We start from the raw sequence: 20,128 nt of genomic DNA on the forward strand, positions 1-20,128 counted from the left end.
AAAAGCTATTAACCCAATAAACCGAAAAACAAATTCCTACATACAAAAGCCATTTCAAAAATCAAAAAAAGCCTACAAAATCCATCTTTTTTGTAGTCTATTTTTTACAAAATAGCTAATTTTGTGTTTTTTATCGATATTTTTTGTATTTCATGGGATTTGTTGTTATGTTTGATTCTATTAATCAATGAATTCTAAAACCTACAACAAAACTACTACTTATGAAAAACTTTACTCAAATCTTATGTGTGTGCCTTTTCATAACAGGTCAAATGTTCGCCCAACAGGAAAAAGGAATAACTGGAGAAACCAACTGGTTAAACCCTTGGACTGAGTTTCAACCCAATACGGTTAAGCATAACGAACCGTCACAAATCCTTAGCGGTAACATTACCGAAGACACCAAGCTCCTTAAAAAGCATACCTATTTATTATTAGGCAGTGTTTTTGTAACCGACAGTACCACTCTAACCATAGAACCAGGTACGGTTATACTTGGCGATTTTAAATCTAATGGCTCTTTAACCGTTAGTAACGGATCTAAAATAATTGCCGAAGGTACCGAAACAGACCCTATTGTTTTTACATCTAACAACGATGTTAAAAAACAAGGCGATTGGGGAGGCCTATTTGTTTTAGGAGATGCTCCAATAAACAAATTTGGCAATGCCGCAGTATTAGACTATGGCCTAAAGCCATCTTCCTCTAAAAACATTAGCTATGGGGGCGAAAATATAGAAAGCAACTCGGGCATTTTAAAATATGTAAGAATAGAATACGCCGGAAAACGTACTGTTAAGTATGGCTACTTTAACGGATTAACCTTAGCAGGTATTGGCAACCAAACCATTATAGAAAATATTATGGTTAGCTACAGCAACGGAAACTCTGTAAGTGTTATTGGCGGAAACGTAAACCTTAGCAAAATGGTTTCTTACAAATCTAGCGGAAATGATTTCCTATTCAACTACGGTACCCAAAGCACCATTACCAACTCATTGGCCATTAGATCGCCTTACGAATCTAACTCCAACAGGCCAAAGTGTTTATACGTGGCGTCGTACAACCAAGTTGATGAAGTCGATTTATCGAAAGAAGGCACATTTGTGACTGCCGAAAACCTAACCTTAATCAACCTGAGCAACGACTTAGAGTCTGATATTAAAATCGGTTTGGTTAAAGAAGCGGTTTATATTGCCCCTGAAGCCTCGTTAACCATGGCTAAAAGTGTAATTTCCGGATTTAATCCTGCCGTAATTCTAGACGACAACATTAAAATAAATGGCGAAAACCTAGATCGTATTAAGTTTAAGAACATGTTGTTTAACAATTGTAACGGGAACATCTTTACAAAATACAACCCAAACAACGACGATTTAGAAGATTGGTATGGCAACAGCGCTTTTTTTAACGTATACTCTAAAAGTACAGATGCCGAAACCTTTATAGACCTAAAAAACCCAACACAACCAGACTTTAGATTGCGCATTAATAAAATTATTGCCTCTAGCTTGGATTAGCCCCCTTATTGACGTTTTACTTAACAATGGTTAACAACCGCCATTGTTAAGTAAAATGCAAACAAGCAAAACACCAAAACGCTAACTAACTTGGTAACCCTAACAACCAAAGCCTATGCCTAAAACTACACTAACCAAACACTGTTTATTAGGGGTTTGTTTAATTGTTTTTCTTTGTTTTGAAAACACAAATGCCCAAGTCGTTATTGGTACACCAAGCTTAGGGTTTAGCCAAGCCTGCGCAAATGCTAATTTTAACACCTTTAACACCACCTTTATCTTTACCCCAGAGTCTGCCTTAGAAAGCAGCAACCAATTCATCATAGAATTGTCTGATGCTAATGGCGATTTTGTAAACCCAACAACAGTTTATACCTCAAATCCTGGCGAAATAACCACCTCGCCAGCAACCTTAAGCTTTTCTATTCCAACAACTACGGCTGGAGAAGGCTATAAAATAAGAGTAAAAAGCACAGCCCCAATGGCCACCAGCGCACGCTCGGCAGCCTTTGCCGCTTATTACAAGCCGCAAGATGCGCCCTTTACCATAAACAATCTAGTTTCTACCGGGGCGTTCTGTAGCGGAGGCAGTTATATGCTAACCATCGATAACCCCGGAACAGGCTCTAACGACTCTCCTTTAAACTACCCATCACTAAGTTTTAATTGGTACAGAGAAATTAGTGCAACAACATCGGTTTTTGTAGCTGAAGGACAAACTTTAGAAGTTACCCAAGAGGGCACCTATTTTGTTGAGACCAATTACGGTACCTGTACCTCTAACTCCTACTCTAACAGAGTGACCATTAGCGAAATCCTTTCGGGAAACGCTACAGCATCTATTGTGTCTAGTTTAGGCAACCCGTTTTGTCCAGACCAAAGTGCCACCATGCTTAGTACCATTAACGGTAATAACTACCAATGGTATAAAGATGGTGCCCCCATTATAAACGCAACCTCACAAAATTACCAAACTACAGAATCTGGAGTATATGCTGTTCAAGTCGATCTAGGAAGCTGCCAAGCTTCAGGATCCATAACTCTTGTTAGCGAACTTTTTACGGCAGCCATAGACATTCCCGAAGAAAACACCATAGAAAGTGGCGAAACACTAACAGCTACGGTTGCCACAACAGCCAACGCACCAGAATTCCAATGGTTCCTTAATAACGCCCCAATTTCAGGTGCAACACAAGACACCTATAGCATTACCGAATTTGGCGATTACAGTGTAACCATTACAGAAACCAATGGCTGTAGCGGCTCTAGAACCTTTTATTTTTCGGTAACGGAAGCCCTAAACATGTTTCCAGATGTAGCTAAAATTCCAAACATTGTAAGTCCTAATGGCGATGGCATTAATGACACGTGGGTAATTCCAGCAAAATATACCAGCGGGTCTAATACCGAAGTGACCATTTTAAGCACTCGCGGTGAAACCGTCTTAAAAACCAACGATTACCTAAACAATTGGCCAAATAATCAATTGTCGCTAAATAGTATTAACCAAGTATACTATTATATTATTAAAAGTAACCAAGAAACCAAAAAAGGCACCATAACCTTAATTAAATAGCATGAAAACACCTCTTTTTGCTATAGTATTCTTTTTCTGCTTCGTGCAGTTTGCCTACTCTCAGGAAGATGGTGTGGTGGCGCTTGCTTTGCCTTTAAGAAACTCTTTAACCTACAACCAGTATGTTAACACCCCTACCTTTAGTTTTGTAAGACAGCAAAACAGCTATGTTAGTGTTACCAATAAAAGGGAATGGATGCAGTTTGATGATGCTCCAGTTTCTTACATGGCCAGTTATTCGGGTAGGTTTAGAGAAAATATCGGTATTGGTATTGGCGCTTTTCAACAAAATTATGGTGTATTAACCACTTTTGGCGGAATATTAAACTTTGCCTACAACGCCAGATTACAAAGAGACAACAACTTAACGTTTGGTGTTAATATCGGCGCCTACAAAAGCGGTATAAACGACGGGAATGTAGTAACCAACTACCCCGACCCCTCTTTAGAAAACATCCCGTCAAACTTTATCTTAACGGTTAGTCCTGGCATAAACTACGGCACCGCATTTTTAGACTTCGGGGTTTCTGTAAATAACCTGGTTGCCTACAATTTCACTTCTTCAGAACTTCTTGAAGACAATCCAGAACAAAGCATCCAAGCTCATGTTATGTATACTGGCTATATGGATAGCCGAGGATTTTTCGACGAAAGCAGATTTACCGGATTGTTAAAATCAGATTTCAAACAAGAACAAACCGTGCTTTCTGCCGCTATTATGCTTACCGTTCCCAAAGGTATTTGGGCACAAGCAGGTTACAACTCGTTATATGGCGCCTTTGGTGGCCTAGGTTTAAACATCACCGAGCAAATTTCAATCGAATACAATTACGAAAAAGCCATTGGCGATTTAGCAACCTTAGGTTCTGCTCACGAAATCACCTTAGCCTATAAGTTAAAAAATAACAACAGATACGACTACAGCCGTGAAGATAAAGTTAGCGCTCTATTCGTACCAAAACCTAAGAGCAAACAAGCTCTAAAATTAGATAGAACACAAGCGGAAGCTAACCGAAAAGCAGCTGCCGAAGCCAAAGTTAAGGCTAAAGCTGAAGCTGAAGAACAAGCGCGTTTAGCGGCGGAAGCGAAAGCCAAAGCTGAAGCTGAAGAACAAGCCCGTTTGGCTGCAGAAGCGAAAGCCAAAGCCGAAGCCGAAGAACAAGCCCGTTTAGCGGCAGAAGCAAAAGCCAAAGCAGAAGCCGAAGAACAAGCACGTTTAGCTGCGGAAGCTAAAGCCAAAGCAGCAGCTGAAGAACAAGCACGTTTAGCGGCGGAAGCCAAAGCCAAAGCTGAAGCCGAAGAACAAGCCCGTTTAGCTGCGGAAGCTAAAGCCAAAGCAGAAGCTGAAGAACAAGCACGTTTGGCTGCAGAAGCCAAAGCCAAAGCTGAAGCCGAAGAACAAGCACGTTTAGCTGCAGAAGCCAAAGCCAAAGCCGAAGCTGAAGAACAAGCACGTTTAGCTGCAGAAGCCAAAGCCAAAGCAGAAGCTGAGGAACAAGCACGTTTAGCAGCAGAAGCCAAAGCCAAAGCTGAAGCTGAAGAACAAGCACGTTTGGCTGCGGAAGCGAAAGCCAAAGCAGAAGCTGAAGAACAAGCACGTTTGGCTGCAGAAGCAAAAGCCAAAGCAGCAGCTGAAGAACAAGCACGTTTAGCTGCAGAAGCCAAAGCCAAAGCAGCAGCTGAAGAACAAGCACGTTTGGCTGCTGAAGCTGAAGAACAAGCTAAAAACACGGTTCCAGTTGCAACAGACGATTTAGCGAAATCCATGAGTGTTCTAGCCAAATCTGCAGAAGCCTCTAGAAAAGCTCAGTCCGATTTATTAAGCAAACTTCAGGATGCTGTCGATGTTAAGGATCAGGATCTTAAAGACCTTAAAAGAGAGAACGATTTAAGCGAGCAAGGCATTTACCTAGAACCAAAACCGTTTAAAAGCACAACTGCTGAAAACAGAAAAATAGAAGCCATAAAAGCCGACCTAGAAAACACTATACAATCTAGAAGTCAAGCTATAAAAGAGTTAAAAAGGCTACAAGACGAGCGTCAGGAAATAGATACTATTAGAATGGATGAGGTGTCTTTGTTCTATCAAAAAGCGCTTAAAAAGTTAAACGCAGAGCAAAGTCAGGCCATTCAAGCCAAAACAGCTTTAGAGGCGAGATTAGAAACCATTAACATCGCAACAGAATACGAAAGAAAACGTCGCATTAAACGTGCCCTTTATAAAAACGAAGAGGACCGTTTTGCCCAAGATAGAGCGAGCTTACAAGTTATTAAACAAAATGCTCCGTCAACCCCTCAAACCCTAACGGTTGAAGATTTCGACTTTGGCGAGAGACGTGACAACAGCATTCAAATTTTAAAGAATGTTACAAAAGCAGAGAAAGGCTATTACCTTGTTCTAGCGGTACACAGCAATGTTGCCAAGAGAGACGACTTTTTAACAAAGGCCGTGGCTTCCGGACAAAAAAATATCGATTTCTTCTTTGATGTAAATACAAACAAATATTACATCTATTACAAGAAGTTTGACGACATACAAAGCGCAAGCAGAGCCTTAAACGAACAAAGGTCTGAGCCTTATAACAATAAAGTATCCTTAGTAAAAATTGAATAATAAATAATATAAAATTACATAGATAACGTCAACCCACCTTTTTTGCCAGCCCCAAACTCAAAAAAGGACCAGTAAATCTAAACATCATGAAAAAGCCTACTTATTTCAAAACAACACTTTTTGTATTATTTCTAGTAATCCATTGTTTAAGTGGTTTTGCTCAAACATACTTACCTTTTTCAGTAAGAGAAAATATTGAAGTAAAAGGAAGTATGCTGGTTATAGGAAACAACATTTTGGGGGTGGATAATTTACCCGGAAATGACAACTCCATAGACAACCAGGATGTTTTTATGCAGTACATCGATATTGATGGCGATGCCTCAACATTTAGCTCCAGTAGTGCCGATTTGGTGTTGTCACCACACGAAGACGGGAGCGAAACAGCCTGCTATCGGGTGGCTTACGCAGCGTTATATTGGGGGGCAATTTTACAAAATGGCAGTAGGGCCAACATAAACCAAGTAAAATTTAAAACCCCAGAAAGTAGTACTTATACCGATTTAACAGGACAAATTGTATACGATGCCATTGTAAACCCAATTCCCGCCGAACCCAGCGAACCCAACAACACACCCTATGCATGTTATGCCGAAGTGACCCACCTGTTAAGCGATTTAACCGATATTGAAGGCACCTATACCGTGGCCAACATCACGTCTAGCGAAGGCACGAATTTTTCAACAGGTTTGGCCGCAGGCTGGACCCTGTTTGTGATTTATGAAGATCCCGAATTGCACACCAAATCCTTTACCACATTTGATGGGTTTAGCCATATCTATGACGACCATTACGAAGAAATTCCCGTAACCGGATTCACCACCCCACCAGCAGGACACATCGATTTACAATTTGCCTATGCAACCCTCGATGGTGATAAAAACAACCGAGCCACAAAATTGGAAATAAACGGTAAAGAGGTGACAACCCCTTTAAGACCTGCAAATAAGTTTTTTGGTGCTGTAATTGAAAACACCAACGGTGTTACCCACCCAAGAAACCCCTTTGGCACAAATACCCTAGGTTACGATACAGGCTTTTTAGAAATTTTAAACTCCGAACCAGAATACATAGGAAACAATGACACCTCGGCCTCATTTGTATTGCAGGTTGCCCGTGGTCAAGCCGATCCTATTTTCTCTTTTTTCAGCGCCTTTGCCGTAGATGTTATTGGTCCGGAAGTTACCCTTACCAAACTAGTAACCGACGATAATGGCAACGAGATAAACGGAGACGATGTGTATCTAGGCCAAAATTTGTTCTATGAAATATATTATCAAAATACAGGAAATGACGACATCACCAACTTTACCATTACCGATGTCCTTCCTGACAACATCGTTTTCGATCCCGCTACCGACATTGACCTAAGCAATGCCGGAGGCGCCACACTCCAATCCTACGATCCCGTAACACAAACACTGGTGTTTTCTATTCCAGATGGATCGGTAGAAGTTGGAGACCCCGAATTTGTTATCCGATTGGCCGTTCAAGTGGTTCCTAATTGCTACGATTTGAGCCAAGCCTGCTCTAACGAAATTATAAACCAAGCCTTTGGTTCTTATACAGGAGTTAATAGCGGTATTGTTGTTGATGAACAAGCGAGTTACAATTCCGATGAGTGTTTCATTACCCCACAGCCTACCAACTTTTTGGTAGACATTTCCGATTGTAACTTCGAACGTGAAGAGGTTTTATGCGGCGACAGTGTTATTTTAACCGCAGCCGATGGTTACGATGCTTACTCTTGGTCGACAAGCCCTACCGGAACTCCGGTTATAGGCACAGGACAAACTTTTACAGCCACAGAAGTTGGTACGTACTACGTAACCAATACAGCACCGGCCACCTGTTTATCCATCCAAGAGGTTATTCATGTGGTTTTATATGGAACCACACAAACCAACCCCGTTATTCCGTATGCCGATGAAGTCGTTATATGCCCTAACGATGGCAAGCCACTACCCAATATATTTTTATGCGGTGCAAATGATACCCGCGATATCCTAACAGGTATTAGCGATGCCGTTTCCATTATATGGGAACAATTAGACGAGAGCAGCTGTCCAGCCGTTACCGATCCAGATTGTGCTAATGAAAATGATGCCTGTACCTGGAACCAAGTAGGTAGTGGTCCAGACTACACTGCCAATACCGCAGGGCAGTTTAGGCTAATTATAAATTACCCGGGAGGATGCTACAGTATTTTTTACTTTAATGTGTACCAAAACCTACTAGACCCAGATGCTGTTGCCCAAGATATTCTTTGCGACACACCCGGACAAATTACGGTTCTTAACGTGCCTAGTGGTTACGAGTACAGCTTAGATGGTGTAAACTACCAAACCAGCAACATTTTTACTGTTACAACACCAGGTTATTACATCGTTTACATCAGACAGATAGGGGTTGATACCAATCCTTGTATTTTTGAAACCCCAAGTGTATACGTGAGAGCACGTGATTTTTCTGTAACCACCAACATTACCCAACCAGAATGTTATGGCGACATGGGAAGTGTTCATATGGCAGTAAACGATGCCTTACCACAATATTATTTTAGCGTTCACCAAAATGGCACCCTAATAGATAGTGTTGGGCCAACTACGGCGAGCGATTATACTTTTAACAGCTTAAATGCTGGAACATATACCATAACCGCTAGTACCGATGATGGGTGTTTGTATACCGAAGACATTACCATTACCGAGCCTCCTTTGCTTACGGTAACAGCAGCACTTACACAACCACTTACATGTACCGATGGCGAAATAACAATTTACCCAGAGGGCGGTACCCCTCCTTATGTTTACGATATAAACGGAACAGATTTCCAAACGTCTCCAGTAATAATTGTTGAAACGGCAGGAACCTATGTCATTACGGTTCAAGATGCTAACAACTGTACTGCAGAAACCACCATTATTGTAGAGGCCGTTCCAGAACCAGACTTTACGGTAACCCAAACCAACATTGCTTGTGCCGATAACGAAAATGGCACCATTACAATTAATGTAACCAATGCCAACGGAAACACTTTGCTGTATAGCATTGATGGCGGAGTAACATTTACCAACTCTCCAGTTTTTACAAATTTACCAGAAGGGACTTATACTGTAGTCGTGCAATACAGCCTTGGTACATCGGTGTGTGAAACAGATCCGCAAACGGTTACAATTACTGCTGCACCACCATTAGATGGTACGGCTCAGCTTACTGCCCCATATACGTGCACAAGCTCAGGAACAATTACCGTTACCGGCGTTACTGGTGGTACACCGCCTTATAGCTATAGCTTGGATGGCATTAACTTTCAAACCGGTAATACCTTTACAGGACTATCGGCTGGAACATACACTGTTACCATACAAGATGCTAGTGGTTGTGCTTTCATAGCAAATACCATTGTAATAGATGCTTTAAACCCACCTACAGATATAACACTTAGCCATACACCGCTGTCGTGCCCAACAAACGTATCGACAGTTACCATTACGGGAGTAACAGGTGGCACAGGTGTTATTGAATACCAGATAATTGCGCCGGCTTCAGCGGCAACACCGTATCAAAGTTCGAACGTCTTTACTGGATTGGCTCCTGGCACATATACCTTCCAGGTTCGCGATGAAAACGATTGTACTTATGCAGAAACTTATACCATAGATCCATTACCAGAACTTAACCTAAACACCGTTCTAAACTCAGATCTAGATTGTTCACCAAGCTCTCAAGCAGAAATTTCGGGAACCATCTCTGGTGGGACTCCTCCTTATAGCTACGGTGTTTCAATTAATGGTGGAACCTACACCAATTTAGGTACTACCGGAGGCACATTTACCTACACCACAACAACCGCAGGAACATACCAATTCCAAGTTGTAGATGCCAACAACTGTAGCATAGCCTCTATTGTTCATACGGTAGAGCCCGTTACACCACCAGCGCTAAGTTTGGTTGCACAAACCGAGCCTATTTTATGTCATGGCGATGCCAATGCAGCCATCGACATTACCATCGACTCTAGTGTTGGAACACCTCCATTCACAATTAACGTTTATAATGATACTACAGGCACAGACTATGGCTCACAAACGTCTGGTCTAACAGCTGGATCTTACACCATAACCATTACAGATGCCAAGTCTTGTACGGCAACCGATACCATAGTTATCGCCGAACCCGATGCCATTAATGTTAACTACCATACCGTAGACATTACCTGTACGCCAAGCGGGGTTTCGCAAGGGTCTATCATCATTGATAGCGTTACCGGTGGTACAGCGCCATACAACTATTATGTAACCGGTACTAACGGCTACTCCAATTCTGAATTCAATGCTTCGGGGTCGACCTCTGTGAGTTTTGATGTTGTAGATTTTGGCCTTTACGAAATTAATGTAATCGATGCCAATGGGTGTTCGGTTTTAGTACAAGATGTGCTTGTGGCCTCGCCTCCTACCGACTTGGATATTTCCATCACAACTACGGTAGATTGTGCTACTGGCGGCGAAGCCGTAGTAAGCATTGGCTCGTCTTTATCTAGCTCTGGCCCGTTCTATTTTAGCATTTACCAAGGCCCTGTATCGGTATACCCAAATCCTCCAGGTTCTTGGATTCCAGAGGATGCTCCTGGTAGCGAATCGGCCACATTTACTGGATTAACACCGGGTGTTAGCTATACCTTTATCGTATACGATGCCTCGACAAACTGTAGTTATTTCGAGCCTGCTACGGCTCCTATTCCTACCAATTCAACGTTAACGGCCACAGCGGTAACCGAAAATAACATCAGCTGTACGGGAAGTGCCGATGGTAACGTCTCGTTCAACATAAACAGCATTTATGCAACCTCTGTTGATGTGCAATATGAAATCTTCGAATCGTTAAGCCAAGCCTCTACCGGCATTACTGGTAACGGAACCGTTCCTGCCAATAGCACCCTTGCGGTTAACAACCTAGGCCCATTGCCTTTTGGTAACTACTATGTTTTAATTGAAGAAATAAACGGTCCAAATGCTGGATGTAGTATTGTAACTGTACCGTTTAACATTACAGAATCTATGATTCCTTTAACGTTAACTGTAGCTGTTGATCAAAATGCCAACTGTAATCCTAATTCAGGAATTATAAGTGCAATTGGTCATGATGGTACAGCACCCTACCAATATCAAATAACAACGACGGCTGCTGCTCCTTCTGAAACAGATCCTGCTTGGGCATCAAACAGTGTGTTTAATGTAGATGGCGGCACTTACTACGTACATGTTATGGATGCCTACGGGTGTATTGTAAGCAGCCCCGTGACCATGCCTACAGATCCTAGCCCTGTAATCGATGCAGCTGTAACCAACCAATGTACGGTTAACGAAGGGGAATTCGAAATTGAGGTGACTATGCCAACAGCTGGTGTACCACCGTATAGTTTTAGTGTAAATGGTGGCGCTTTCCAAACACAAACAGCGCCTTTTACTCTAACCAACTTATCATCTGGCACCCATACCATTGAAGTTACCGATGCCAATGGTTGTGGTAATTTAGTGTCTGTTACTATTGAAGCACCTCTAGGGCTTACACCCGATTTAACTACAGCACCTTCCTGTAACAACGATGATGGTGTTATTACAGTGACGGGTATTGGTGGCTCTGGTAATTATAGTTATACCATTAGTCCTAACCCAGCCTCTGTTAGCATTACCGGAAATACCATTACAGGAGTGCCTTCAGGAATTTATACAATAACCATTACAGATACGGTAACACTATGTACAGCAGAAGCTACCATTTCGTTACCTGAGGCCATACTACCTACCCTAACAACAACACCAACAGCAGTAAGTTGTTTTGGAGATAACTCAGGTACTTTCGAGCTTTTTGTTAATGGGTATTCGGGAGCCTACACCTACGAAGTGTTTAACGATACTGGTGTTTCTGTTATGGGCCCTGTAGCGGCAAATACAACAACAAACCCAGAAATAGTAACAGGATTGGCCGCTGGAAGCTACACGGTTACCATAACCGAAACTGCAGTACCTTTTTGTAGTGCAACCTCTAGTGTTGTTATTTCTTCCCCAACGGGACCATTAACACTTACCGCCTTAGAAACGGCCAACGTAACCTGTAACAACGATAGCGGTACCATTACGGCTACTGCCACTGGTGGCTGGGGTAATTATGAATATGAACTAACAGGCGATGCCTACTTAGGCTATTCACCTAATGGAACTTTTACTGGGCTATCTGCTGGTAATTATACCGTTAACGTTAGGGATGATTCCAACTGTATTGCTTCGGTAAATGTTACTCTGGCAGAACCAAACCCTATTACAGCTACTTTTACCCCTAGCACAACGCTATTGCCATGTTTTGGAGACCAAAATGCCTCTATTACGGTAAGCAATGTTACCGGTGGTCAAGGTAGTAACTACACCTATACTTTAAATACTATTTTACCAACTCCTAGCAGTTCGGGACCACAAACTTCAAATGTGTTTAATAACCTTGGTGCTGGCACGTATTCGGTTACAATTACAGACGGGTACAATTGTGAAACAACGTCTGCTAATATTGTTATAGACGAACCAACCCCTGTTGATGTTAACCTAGTAACTGCTACGACACAAACCTGTTTAAACGGTGCTACACTTACCTTAAGTGCTTCTGGCGGAACACCACCATATACGTATAGTGATAACGCCAACTTTACAACTGTTTTAGGAAGTTTTAATACTACCGTAACATTTTCGGTAGCCGATGGCACCCACAGTTATTATGTACAGGATGCCAATGGTTGTACAACCAATGCATCGAACACCATTACGGTTGAGCCTTTACAACCTTTAGTTCTTAACTTAGACTCTACCAACCCAACCATAAACTGCGCAGGAGACAATACTGGTAATATTGTTGCTTCGGCACAAGGCGGACTTGGTAACTATGTTTATACGTTACAAGACACTTTAGGAAACACCATTAATGCTACGCAAGACACTCCTGGAGTATTTACCGAGCTTTTTGCTGGAAGCTATGTGGTATATGTTGAAAGTGGCGATTGTAATACAACCTCACAAACAATAACCATAACAGAGCCTAGCACTACGCTTAATGCTACTTTTGTTGTTGATGATGTTACTTGCACAGGGTCGAACGATGGCCGTTTGGAAATTAATGCCACAGGTGGAACAGGTATTATTATGTATGCCATCTCCCCTAACCTAAACCAGTTTTTCGAAACCAATGTATTTGAAAACTTGGCCCCAGGTACCTACGATGTTATTGTACAAGACCAACTAGGGTGCTTTTTAACCCATACCTTTACCGTAACAGAGCCTACGCCTGTAATTCTTAACATTGTTCCAAATTCTATTTTCCCTGAAGTTTGCGAAGGCGATCTAGATGGCGAGTTTAGTATTAATCTTTCTGGAGGCTCGTTACCGTACAGTGTTAGCCTAGACAACTATAATGGACCGTACACAACAGGTGCTGCTAACCAAACCCAGTTCGATTTTACCGGTTTAGGTGGCGGTGATCACACTGTATTTGTCCGTGATGCCGAAGGCTGCGAATCGGAATGGAACATTACCATGCCAGAATCGGTTAACATGAGCCCAACACTATTGGTTGAATACGGTTGTGTTAACAACATTTCCAGCAATACGGTTACGGTTTTTATTGATGAAAGCGTAGATGCTTCACAAGTTGAATATGCTTTAAACGGTGGAACTTACCAAGCTAGTAACACCTTTATCGATGTACCTGCTGGAATGAACCACTATATAGAAGTTAGACACACTAATGGCTGTGTTCAAGCAACCGAATTCTTCAGCATTGATGCCTTCGACCCATTAACTTTGGTGTTAACAGAAGGTGAACTTAATCAAATTGTAGCGCATGCTGCAGGAGGAAGTGGCGATTACGAGTTTACCTTTAATGGCGAAAACTACGGCAGCGAAAACACCTACTTTATTTCAGCATCTGGTACCCATACCGTTATGGTTACCGACAGCTACGGTTGTACTGCTGTGGCAGTTATTGAAATGGAGTTTGTAGATGTATGTATCCCTAACTACTTTACACCAAATGGCGATGGTACCCTAGACGAATGGGGCCCTGGATGTGCTTTAAATTACCCCGATTTAGAGTTCTCTATTTTTGATCGCTACGGTAGAAAGATCGCTACTTTAAGAGTTGGCGAAAAATGGGACGGAACCTACAAAGGAAACGAATTGCCAACAGGAGACTATTGGTATGTAGTTAACTTTAGAAGCTCTAACGTTGACCGCAATATCGTGGGTCACTTTACACTCTATAGATAACAAAATGAAGCCCTGTCTTAACTAAACCTTAAAACCATGAAAAAAATAATTATATACCTACTAGTAATTATTGCAAGTAAATCCTACGCCCAGGAGTTAAACTTACCCGTATGGACGCAATATTTGGCAGATAACGATTTTGTTATTTCACCAACCTACGCTGGAATTGGGGACAATGTAAGGATACGTGTAAACGGGTTAACCCAATGGGTGGGTATAAAAGACGCCCCAGACAACCAATCGCTTTATGCCGATTTTAGGTTCGCCAACCGTTCTGGCGCCGGAATTACACTGTACAATGATAAAAATGGTTATACAAGACAACGAGGGTTTAAAGTATCGTATGCGCATCATCTTATTTTAGACTATACCTCCAGACAGTTTTTATCTTTAGGGCTTTCGTACAACCTAAACAGCTTTAAAATAGACATTAACGAATTTGAACCTGATTATGAGAATCCTGTTTTAGATCCGTATGTAACAGATGATCGAGCTATAAACAATCACAATTTCGACATTGGAGCCTTATATCGAAATGGTGGGTTTTACTTTAGTTTTAACCTAAACAACATTTTAGATAAGGATATTGACAATTTTACAGGCATTGAGCCTAACGGCATTAGAAATTACCAAATCTATACGGGCTACATTATGCAAAGTAAAACCAACAAACGCGTAGAGTTTGAACCCTCGGTGTTCTATCAATTGTTTGGCAGTGACAACCGTTCTAGTACCGACATTAATTTTAAGTACCGAAAGTATAACAGAAAAGAAGATTATTACTGGTTAGGTGTATCGTACCGTTTCCTTAACGACCAAGTTTTAAAACCGTTGAATATAGGACCTATGGCTGGTATTATGAAATCTAAATTTTACTTTGCCTATTCCTATCAGGTTACCATGAACGACTTGGTTGGCTACAACTCGGGTACCCACATGATAACCATTGGATTCGATTTCTTACAGGGATTAAGCAACTGTTCATGTACAGATGGACGTGTATTATTCTAAAAAAACAAGCCTATACAAAACATTTACTCAGCAACAAACTATCAAAATGTAATTGCCCCGAGGCTTGCCTTGAATTAAAATGTGCCTTCATGTTAATGTCCCTTTGGCTTGCCTCTAGGCAATTTACTTTTAGTCTGTTAAAACTAAGGCGTTCGTATATCCTTTGGAAAAAGCGTTAGCATCGTTTTTCCTGTATTAGTATTAATATCCTGCCAATTATCTACATTAAAAGCTATAGAAACCAAGCCGCTTGTGGGCACATTATCTATACCGCGATCTCCTAAGCTATTGGCCAAATAAGTTAAGGCATGGTTGTGGCCAAACACCATTAAAGTGGTTACAGCATTATCGCAAGAAGTAATCGCATGCATAACAGCACCTCCAGAAAAATCATACAGTTCGTTTGTTACAACAAATCTGTCGTTAGGTATTTTTAAGGTTTTATTAAACAGTTCTGCCGTTGTTTTTGCGCGGTTGGCACCACTGGTCATAATTAAATCTGGTAACAAACCAGATGTTTTAAACCGTTCGGCAACGGTTATAGCATCGTTTTTTCCACGCGATTTTAAAGGTCTATCAAAGTCCCTAACATCGTATTCCCACGATGATTTTGCATGTCTTACAAGTATCAGATTTTTCATAATTAATCGATTAAACGCATTTTTTTTCGATAAAACGTTGTTTTAGTTAGATAAAAAACTTACTTTGGTTCCCTAAATTTAAGATAAAAGCTATTAATCATGATCCGTAAAACAACAAAATACACGCATTTTCTTTTCAAACCTTGAAAAATGTCAGTCGTTTAATACAACAATATTACCGATAAAGTGTTTTCGTTTCACTGTTTATCGAGTATTTCTAGGGGTATATCATTTTTTTTTGATTTCATTAAGAATTCACAATTAATTTGTCTTGTAAGCTATTAATAAATTATGATGATCCCTTATCGAAAAAATTACTTAATCCATTATGCATTGATATCTCAATGCGTATTCCCTCTGAAATAACATATTTCAAACAAGAATAAGGAATGTCCTGTGACCATTCTAAAATGTAATGTACAATACGCTTACTGAAATTATTTGAGCCCTGCTCGAGAATTAAAGTATATAAAATATTGTTTGCTATTAAGAAAATATAACTGCTTATGAAAACAAGTGCGTTTAAAGTCAAATCGATAAACTATTTAGTCTTTGTACTATTTTTTAGTTTTAATGTACACTTAACCTATTCCCAAATAATAGATACGGGAATTACCACCGAAGAAAATGCAAGCCCCTGCGCGGTTAGCGGGGACAACTGTGGTGCTAATTCGGTTGAAATCCATGGCGCCTATATCGGGTTTCAAAATGGAGACCCTGTTACAGATTGCGATGATATTAATCCTGGCGATGATATCTATTTGTACATTGAAGTTGCTCCCAACGGAAGCAAACACCACTTTTTTGCCGAGTTTACGGTGGAAATAGATGGTGCCAACCCTATAGTATACCATGTAACTAGACCAGGGCCTGTTATTTATGGATTTTACCAGGCTGGTCCAATACCGTATACCTGCGGCCAAGAATTTGAATTAAAGGATTTATTGGTCTCTTGGAGCGCAAATGCTTCTGGTGGCCCAACCTGTCCTGCCTCTGAAAATTACTCCCAATGTAACGGAGATGTTCCTAACATTAAAGTAGATGGTCCGCTATACCCTAACTTTGTTTACGACCAAATATGCAACACAACGTACGATGTTGTGTTTACGTCTACCACTACAGGTGGTAAAATTAGAGAAGTTGGTGCAGCTCCAGACCAGCTTATAGCAAACCCATATGCCTATACCCTAGATTTTGGCGATGGTTCTCCAGTATACAATTCTGGTTTTCAATCTTCAGACTTTGTGTTTCCAACGCACACCTATCCAGGAGTTGGCCCTTATACCGTAACATTAACTGTTACAGATACCGCTGGTACAACCGAGTCTGTATCCATGCAAGTAGGCCCTTTTGCCTTACCGCTAAACATTACCGAAACCATTACAAATGTAGCCTGTAACAGCTCTAATAATGGAGCCATAGACATAATCGTTTCGGGAGGCACCGCACCTTATACATACAACTGGACAGCATCTAACGGTGGATCTGGTATTGTTGCAGGAGCCCAAAACCAATCGGGTTTAACTGCTGGAAACTATTCGGTAACAGTAACAGACAGTAACGGATGTCAAAACACTGAAAATTACACCATTACTGTTTCAGATAGTACCACACCTCTAATTACAGCACCAAACGACGAAACTTTTGATGGCTGTTCTAATACCGACATTACAAACGGGACTTCTTCCCTAGCCTATAGCGAAACAGCAGTAACCATTTCTACTACTGATTTTACAAATGAAGGCGGAACCTTTACCGAAGATAACCCTAATACAATCACCTATCAGGACTCAGCTTCAGGAAGCTGTCCTATTGTTATTACAAGAACCTTTACCATAACCGATAATTGTGGTTTAACGGCTTCTGATACGCAAACGTTCACTTTAAACACACCCGATTTTACAATTTCTGAACCCTCAGGATCTGAAACTGTAGAATGTTTAGCCGATGCTACAGAATCGTTTACATTGCCAACAGTAACCGATGGTTGTGGAAATACACTTACGCCTTCCAATGCTGAAATTACAGACAGCCCTGACCCTATTACTTGCGAAGGCACACGTACCTACACCTATTCTTACACAGATTGTAACAATACAACTAAAACATGGTCTTATGTTTATACTATAGACCTAACAACGGCTCCTGTAGTACCAGCCAATGGTTCTGAAACTGTTGAATGTCTTAGTGAGGCTGTTCAACCTACAGCGCCGGTAGTAACCGATGCCTGTGGTAACGACATCACACCGACCATTACCGAGAACAACGATCCTAGCTGTGAAGGTGATAAAGTATTCACCTTTACTTATGAGGACTGTGCTGGAAACCAATCGGTTTACACCTATACCTATACCCTAGACCTAACAACAGCGCCTGTAGTACCAACCAATGGTTCAGAAACTGTTGAATGTCTTAGCGAAGCTGTTCAACCTACAGCGCCAGTAGTAACCGATGCTTGTGGTAACAACATCACACCAACCATTACCGAGAACAACGATCCTAGCTGTGAGGGCGATAAAGTATTTACCTTTACTTATGAGGACTGTGCCGGAAACCAATCGGTTTACACTTATACGTATACATTGGACCTGACAACGGCGCCTGTAGTACCAACCAATGGTTCAGAAACTGTTGAATGTCTTAGCGAAGCTGTTCAACCTACAGCGCCGGTAGTAACCGATGCCTGTGGTAACAACATCACACCGACCATTACCGAAAATACTGATCCTAGCTGTGAGGGCGATAAAGTATTCACCTTTACCTATGAGGACTGTGCCGGAAACCAATCGGTTTACACGTATACCTATACCCTAGACCTAACAACAGCGCCAGTGGTACCAGCCAATGGTTCAGAAACTGTTGAATGTCTTAGTGAAGCTGTTCAACCTACAGCACCGGTAGTAACCGATGCCTGTGGTAACAACATCACACCAACCATTACCGAGAACAACGATCCTAGCTGTGAAGGTGATAAAGTATTCACCTTTACTTATGAGGACTGTGCCGGAAACCAATCGGTTTACACTTATACGTATACGCTAGACCTAACGACAGCGCCTGTAGTACCCGCTAACGGTTCAGAAACTGTTGAATGTCTTAGTGAAGCTGTTCAACCTACAGCGCCGGTAGTAACCGATGCTTGTGGTAACGACATCACACCGACCATTACCGAGAACAACGATCCTAGCTGTGAGGGCGATAAAGTATTCACCTTTACTTATGAGGACTGTGCCGGAAACCAATCGGTTTACACTTATACCTATACCCTAGACCTAACGACAGCGCCTGTAGTACCAGCCAATGGTTCAGAAACTGTTGAGTGTCTTAGTGAAGCTGTTCAACCTACAGCACCAGTAGTAACCGATGCTTGTGGTAACGACATCACACCAACCATTACCGAAAATACTGATCCTAGCTGTGAGGGCGATAAAGTATTCACCTTTACTTATGAGGACTGTGCCGGAAACCAATCGGTTTACACTTATACCTATACCCTAGACCTAACAACGGCGCCTGTAGTACCAGCCAATGGTTCAGAAACTGTTGAATGTCTTAGCGATGCTGTTCAACCTGCAGCACCGGTAGTAACCGATGCTTGTGGTAACGACATCACACCGACCATTACCGAGAACAACGATCCTAGCTGTGAAGGCGATAAAGTATTCACCTTTACCTATGAGGACTGTGCCGGAAACCAATCGGTTTACACTTATACCTATACCCTAGACCTAACAACGGCGCCTGTAGTACCAGCCAATGGTTCAGAAACTGTTGAATGTCTTAGCGATGCTGTTCAACCTGCAGCACCGGTAGTAACCGATGCTTGTGGTAACGACATCACACCGACCATTACCGAAAATACTGATCCTAGCTGTGAGGGCGATAAAGTATTCACCTTTACTTATGAGGACTGTGCCGGAAACCAATCGGTTTACACTTATACGTATACGCTAGACTTAACGACAGCGCCTGTAGTACCAGCCAATGGTTCAGAAACTGTTGAGTGTCTTAGCGATGCTGTTCAACCAACAGCACCAGTAGTAACCGATGCTTGTGGTAACGACATCACACCGACCATTACCGAGAACAACGATCCTAGCTGTGAAGGCGATAAAGTATTCACCTTTACTTATGAGGACTGTGCCGGAAACCAATCGGTTTACACTTATACGTATACGCTAGACTTAACGACAGCGCCTGTCGTACCAGCCAATGGTTCAGAAACTGTTGAGTGTCTTAGCGATGCTGTTCAACCAACAGCGCCGGTAGTAACCGATGCTTGTGGGAACGACATCACACCAACCATTACCGAAAATACTGATCCTAGCTGTGAAGGCGATAAAGTATTCACCTTTACTTATGAGGACTGCGCAGGAAACCAATCGGTTTACACTTATACCTATACCCTAGACCTAACAACGGCGCCTGTAGTACCAGCCAATGGTTCAGAAACT

General features: G+C 41.7%; 7 protein-coding genes. 6 read left to right on the top strand and 1 reads right to left on the bottom strand.

Annotated elements, in window-relative coordinates; translation table 11 throughout:
- Window positions 1-221: 221 nt before the first annotated feature.
- From IA57_RS12210 to IA57_RS12230, 5 genes are all read left to right on the top strand, one after another.
- Window positions 222-1,520: a hypothetical protein gene (locus IA57_RS12210; protein ID WP_036124131.1), complete on the top strand. Its 1,299-nt coding sequence runs from the start codon at window positions 222-224 to the stop codon at window positions 1,518-1,520.
- Between the two features lie 115 nt (window positions 1,521-1,635).
- Entirely contained in the window at window positions 1,636-3,096 is a 1,461-nt protein-coding gene (locus IA57_RS12215) for a T9SS type B sorting domain-containing protein (protein ID WP_036124132.1), read from the top strand.
- 1 nt (window position 3,097) lies between these two features.
- Window positions 3,098-5,710 carry a PorP/SprF family type IX secretion system membrane protein gene (locus IA57_RS12220; protein ID WP_036124135.1) on the top strand — a complete coding sequence of 871 codons (2,613 nt, stop codon included), beginning with the start codon at window positions 3,098-3,100 and terminating at the stop codon, window positions 5,708-5,710.
- Window positions 5,711-5,796: 86 nt separating this feature from the next.
- Window positions 5,797-14,022, top strand: coding sequence for a T9SS type B sorting domain-containing protein (locus IA57_RS12225; RefSeq protein ID WP_036124140.1), 8,226 nt, complete (start codon window positions 5,797-5,799; stop codon window positions 14,020-14,022).
- Between the two features lie 36 nt (window positions 14,023-14,058).
- The gene (locus tag IA57_RS12230; RefSeq protein ID WP_036124143.1) at window positions 14,059-15,033 is read left to right on the top strand and encodes a PorP/SprF family type IX secretion system membrane protein; all 975 of its coding nucleotides are present in this window, start codon (window positions 14,059-14,061) and stop codon (window positions 15,031-15,033) included.
- A 143-nt stretch (window positions 15,034-15,176) separates the two neighbouring features.
- Here the strand turns inward: IA57_RS12230 and IA57_RS12235 are convergent, their stop codons facing one another.
- The gene (locus tag IA57_RS12235; RefSeq protein WP_036124146.1) at window positions 15,177-15,674 is read right to left on the bottom strand and encodes a SixA phosphatase family protein; all 498 of its coding nucleotides are present in this window, start codon (window positions 15,672-15,674) and stop codon (window positions 15,177-15,179) included.
- Between the two features lie 506 nt (window positions 15,675-16,180).
- On the opposite strand from IA57_RS12235, the gene IA57_RS12240 reads away from it, so the two are divergent.
- On the top strand, window positions 16,181-20,128 hold a 3,948-nt coding region (locus IA57_RS12240; RefSeq protein ID WP_036124148.1), incomplete at its 3' end, for an HYR-like domain-containing protein.

The organism is Mangrovimonas yunxiaonensis, from assembly GCF_000733475.1.
Lineage (GTDB): Bacteria > Bacteroidota > Bacteroidia > Flavobacteriales > Flavobacteriaceae > Mangrovimonas > Mangrovimonas yunxiaonensis.

Bases quoted from the DNA above. Each gene is read 5' to 3' on its own strand.
- IA57_RS12210 (WP_036124131.1), top strand. From the start codon at position 222: ATGAAAAACTTTACTCAAATCTTATGTGTGTGCCTTTTCATAACAGGT.
- IA57_RS12235 (WP_036124146.1), bottom strand. From the start codon at position 15,674: ATGAAAAATCTGATACTTGTAAGACATGCAAAATCATCGTGGGAATAC.
- IA57_RS12220 (WP_036124135.1), top strand. From the start codon at position 3,098: ATGAAAACACCTCTTTTTGCTATAGTATTCTTTTTCTGCTTCGTGCAG.
- IA57_RS12225 (WP_036124140.1), top strand. From the start codon at position 5,797: ATGAAAAAGCCTACTTATTTCAAAACAACACTTTTTGTATTATTTCTA.
- IA57_RS12215 (WP_036124132.1), top strand. From the start codon at position 1,636: ATGCCTAAAACTACACTAACCAAACACTGTTTATTAGGGGTTTGTTTA.
- IA57_RS12230 (WP_036124143.1), top strand. From the start codon at position 14,059: ATGAAAAAAATAATTATATACCTACTAGTAATTATTGCAAGTAAATCC.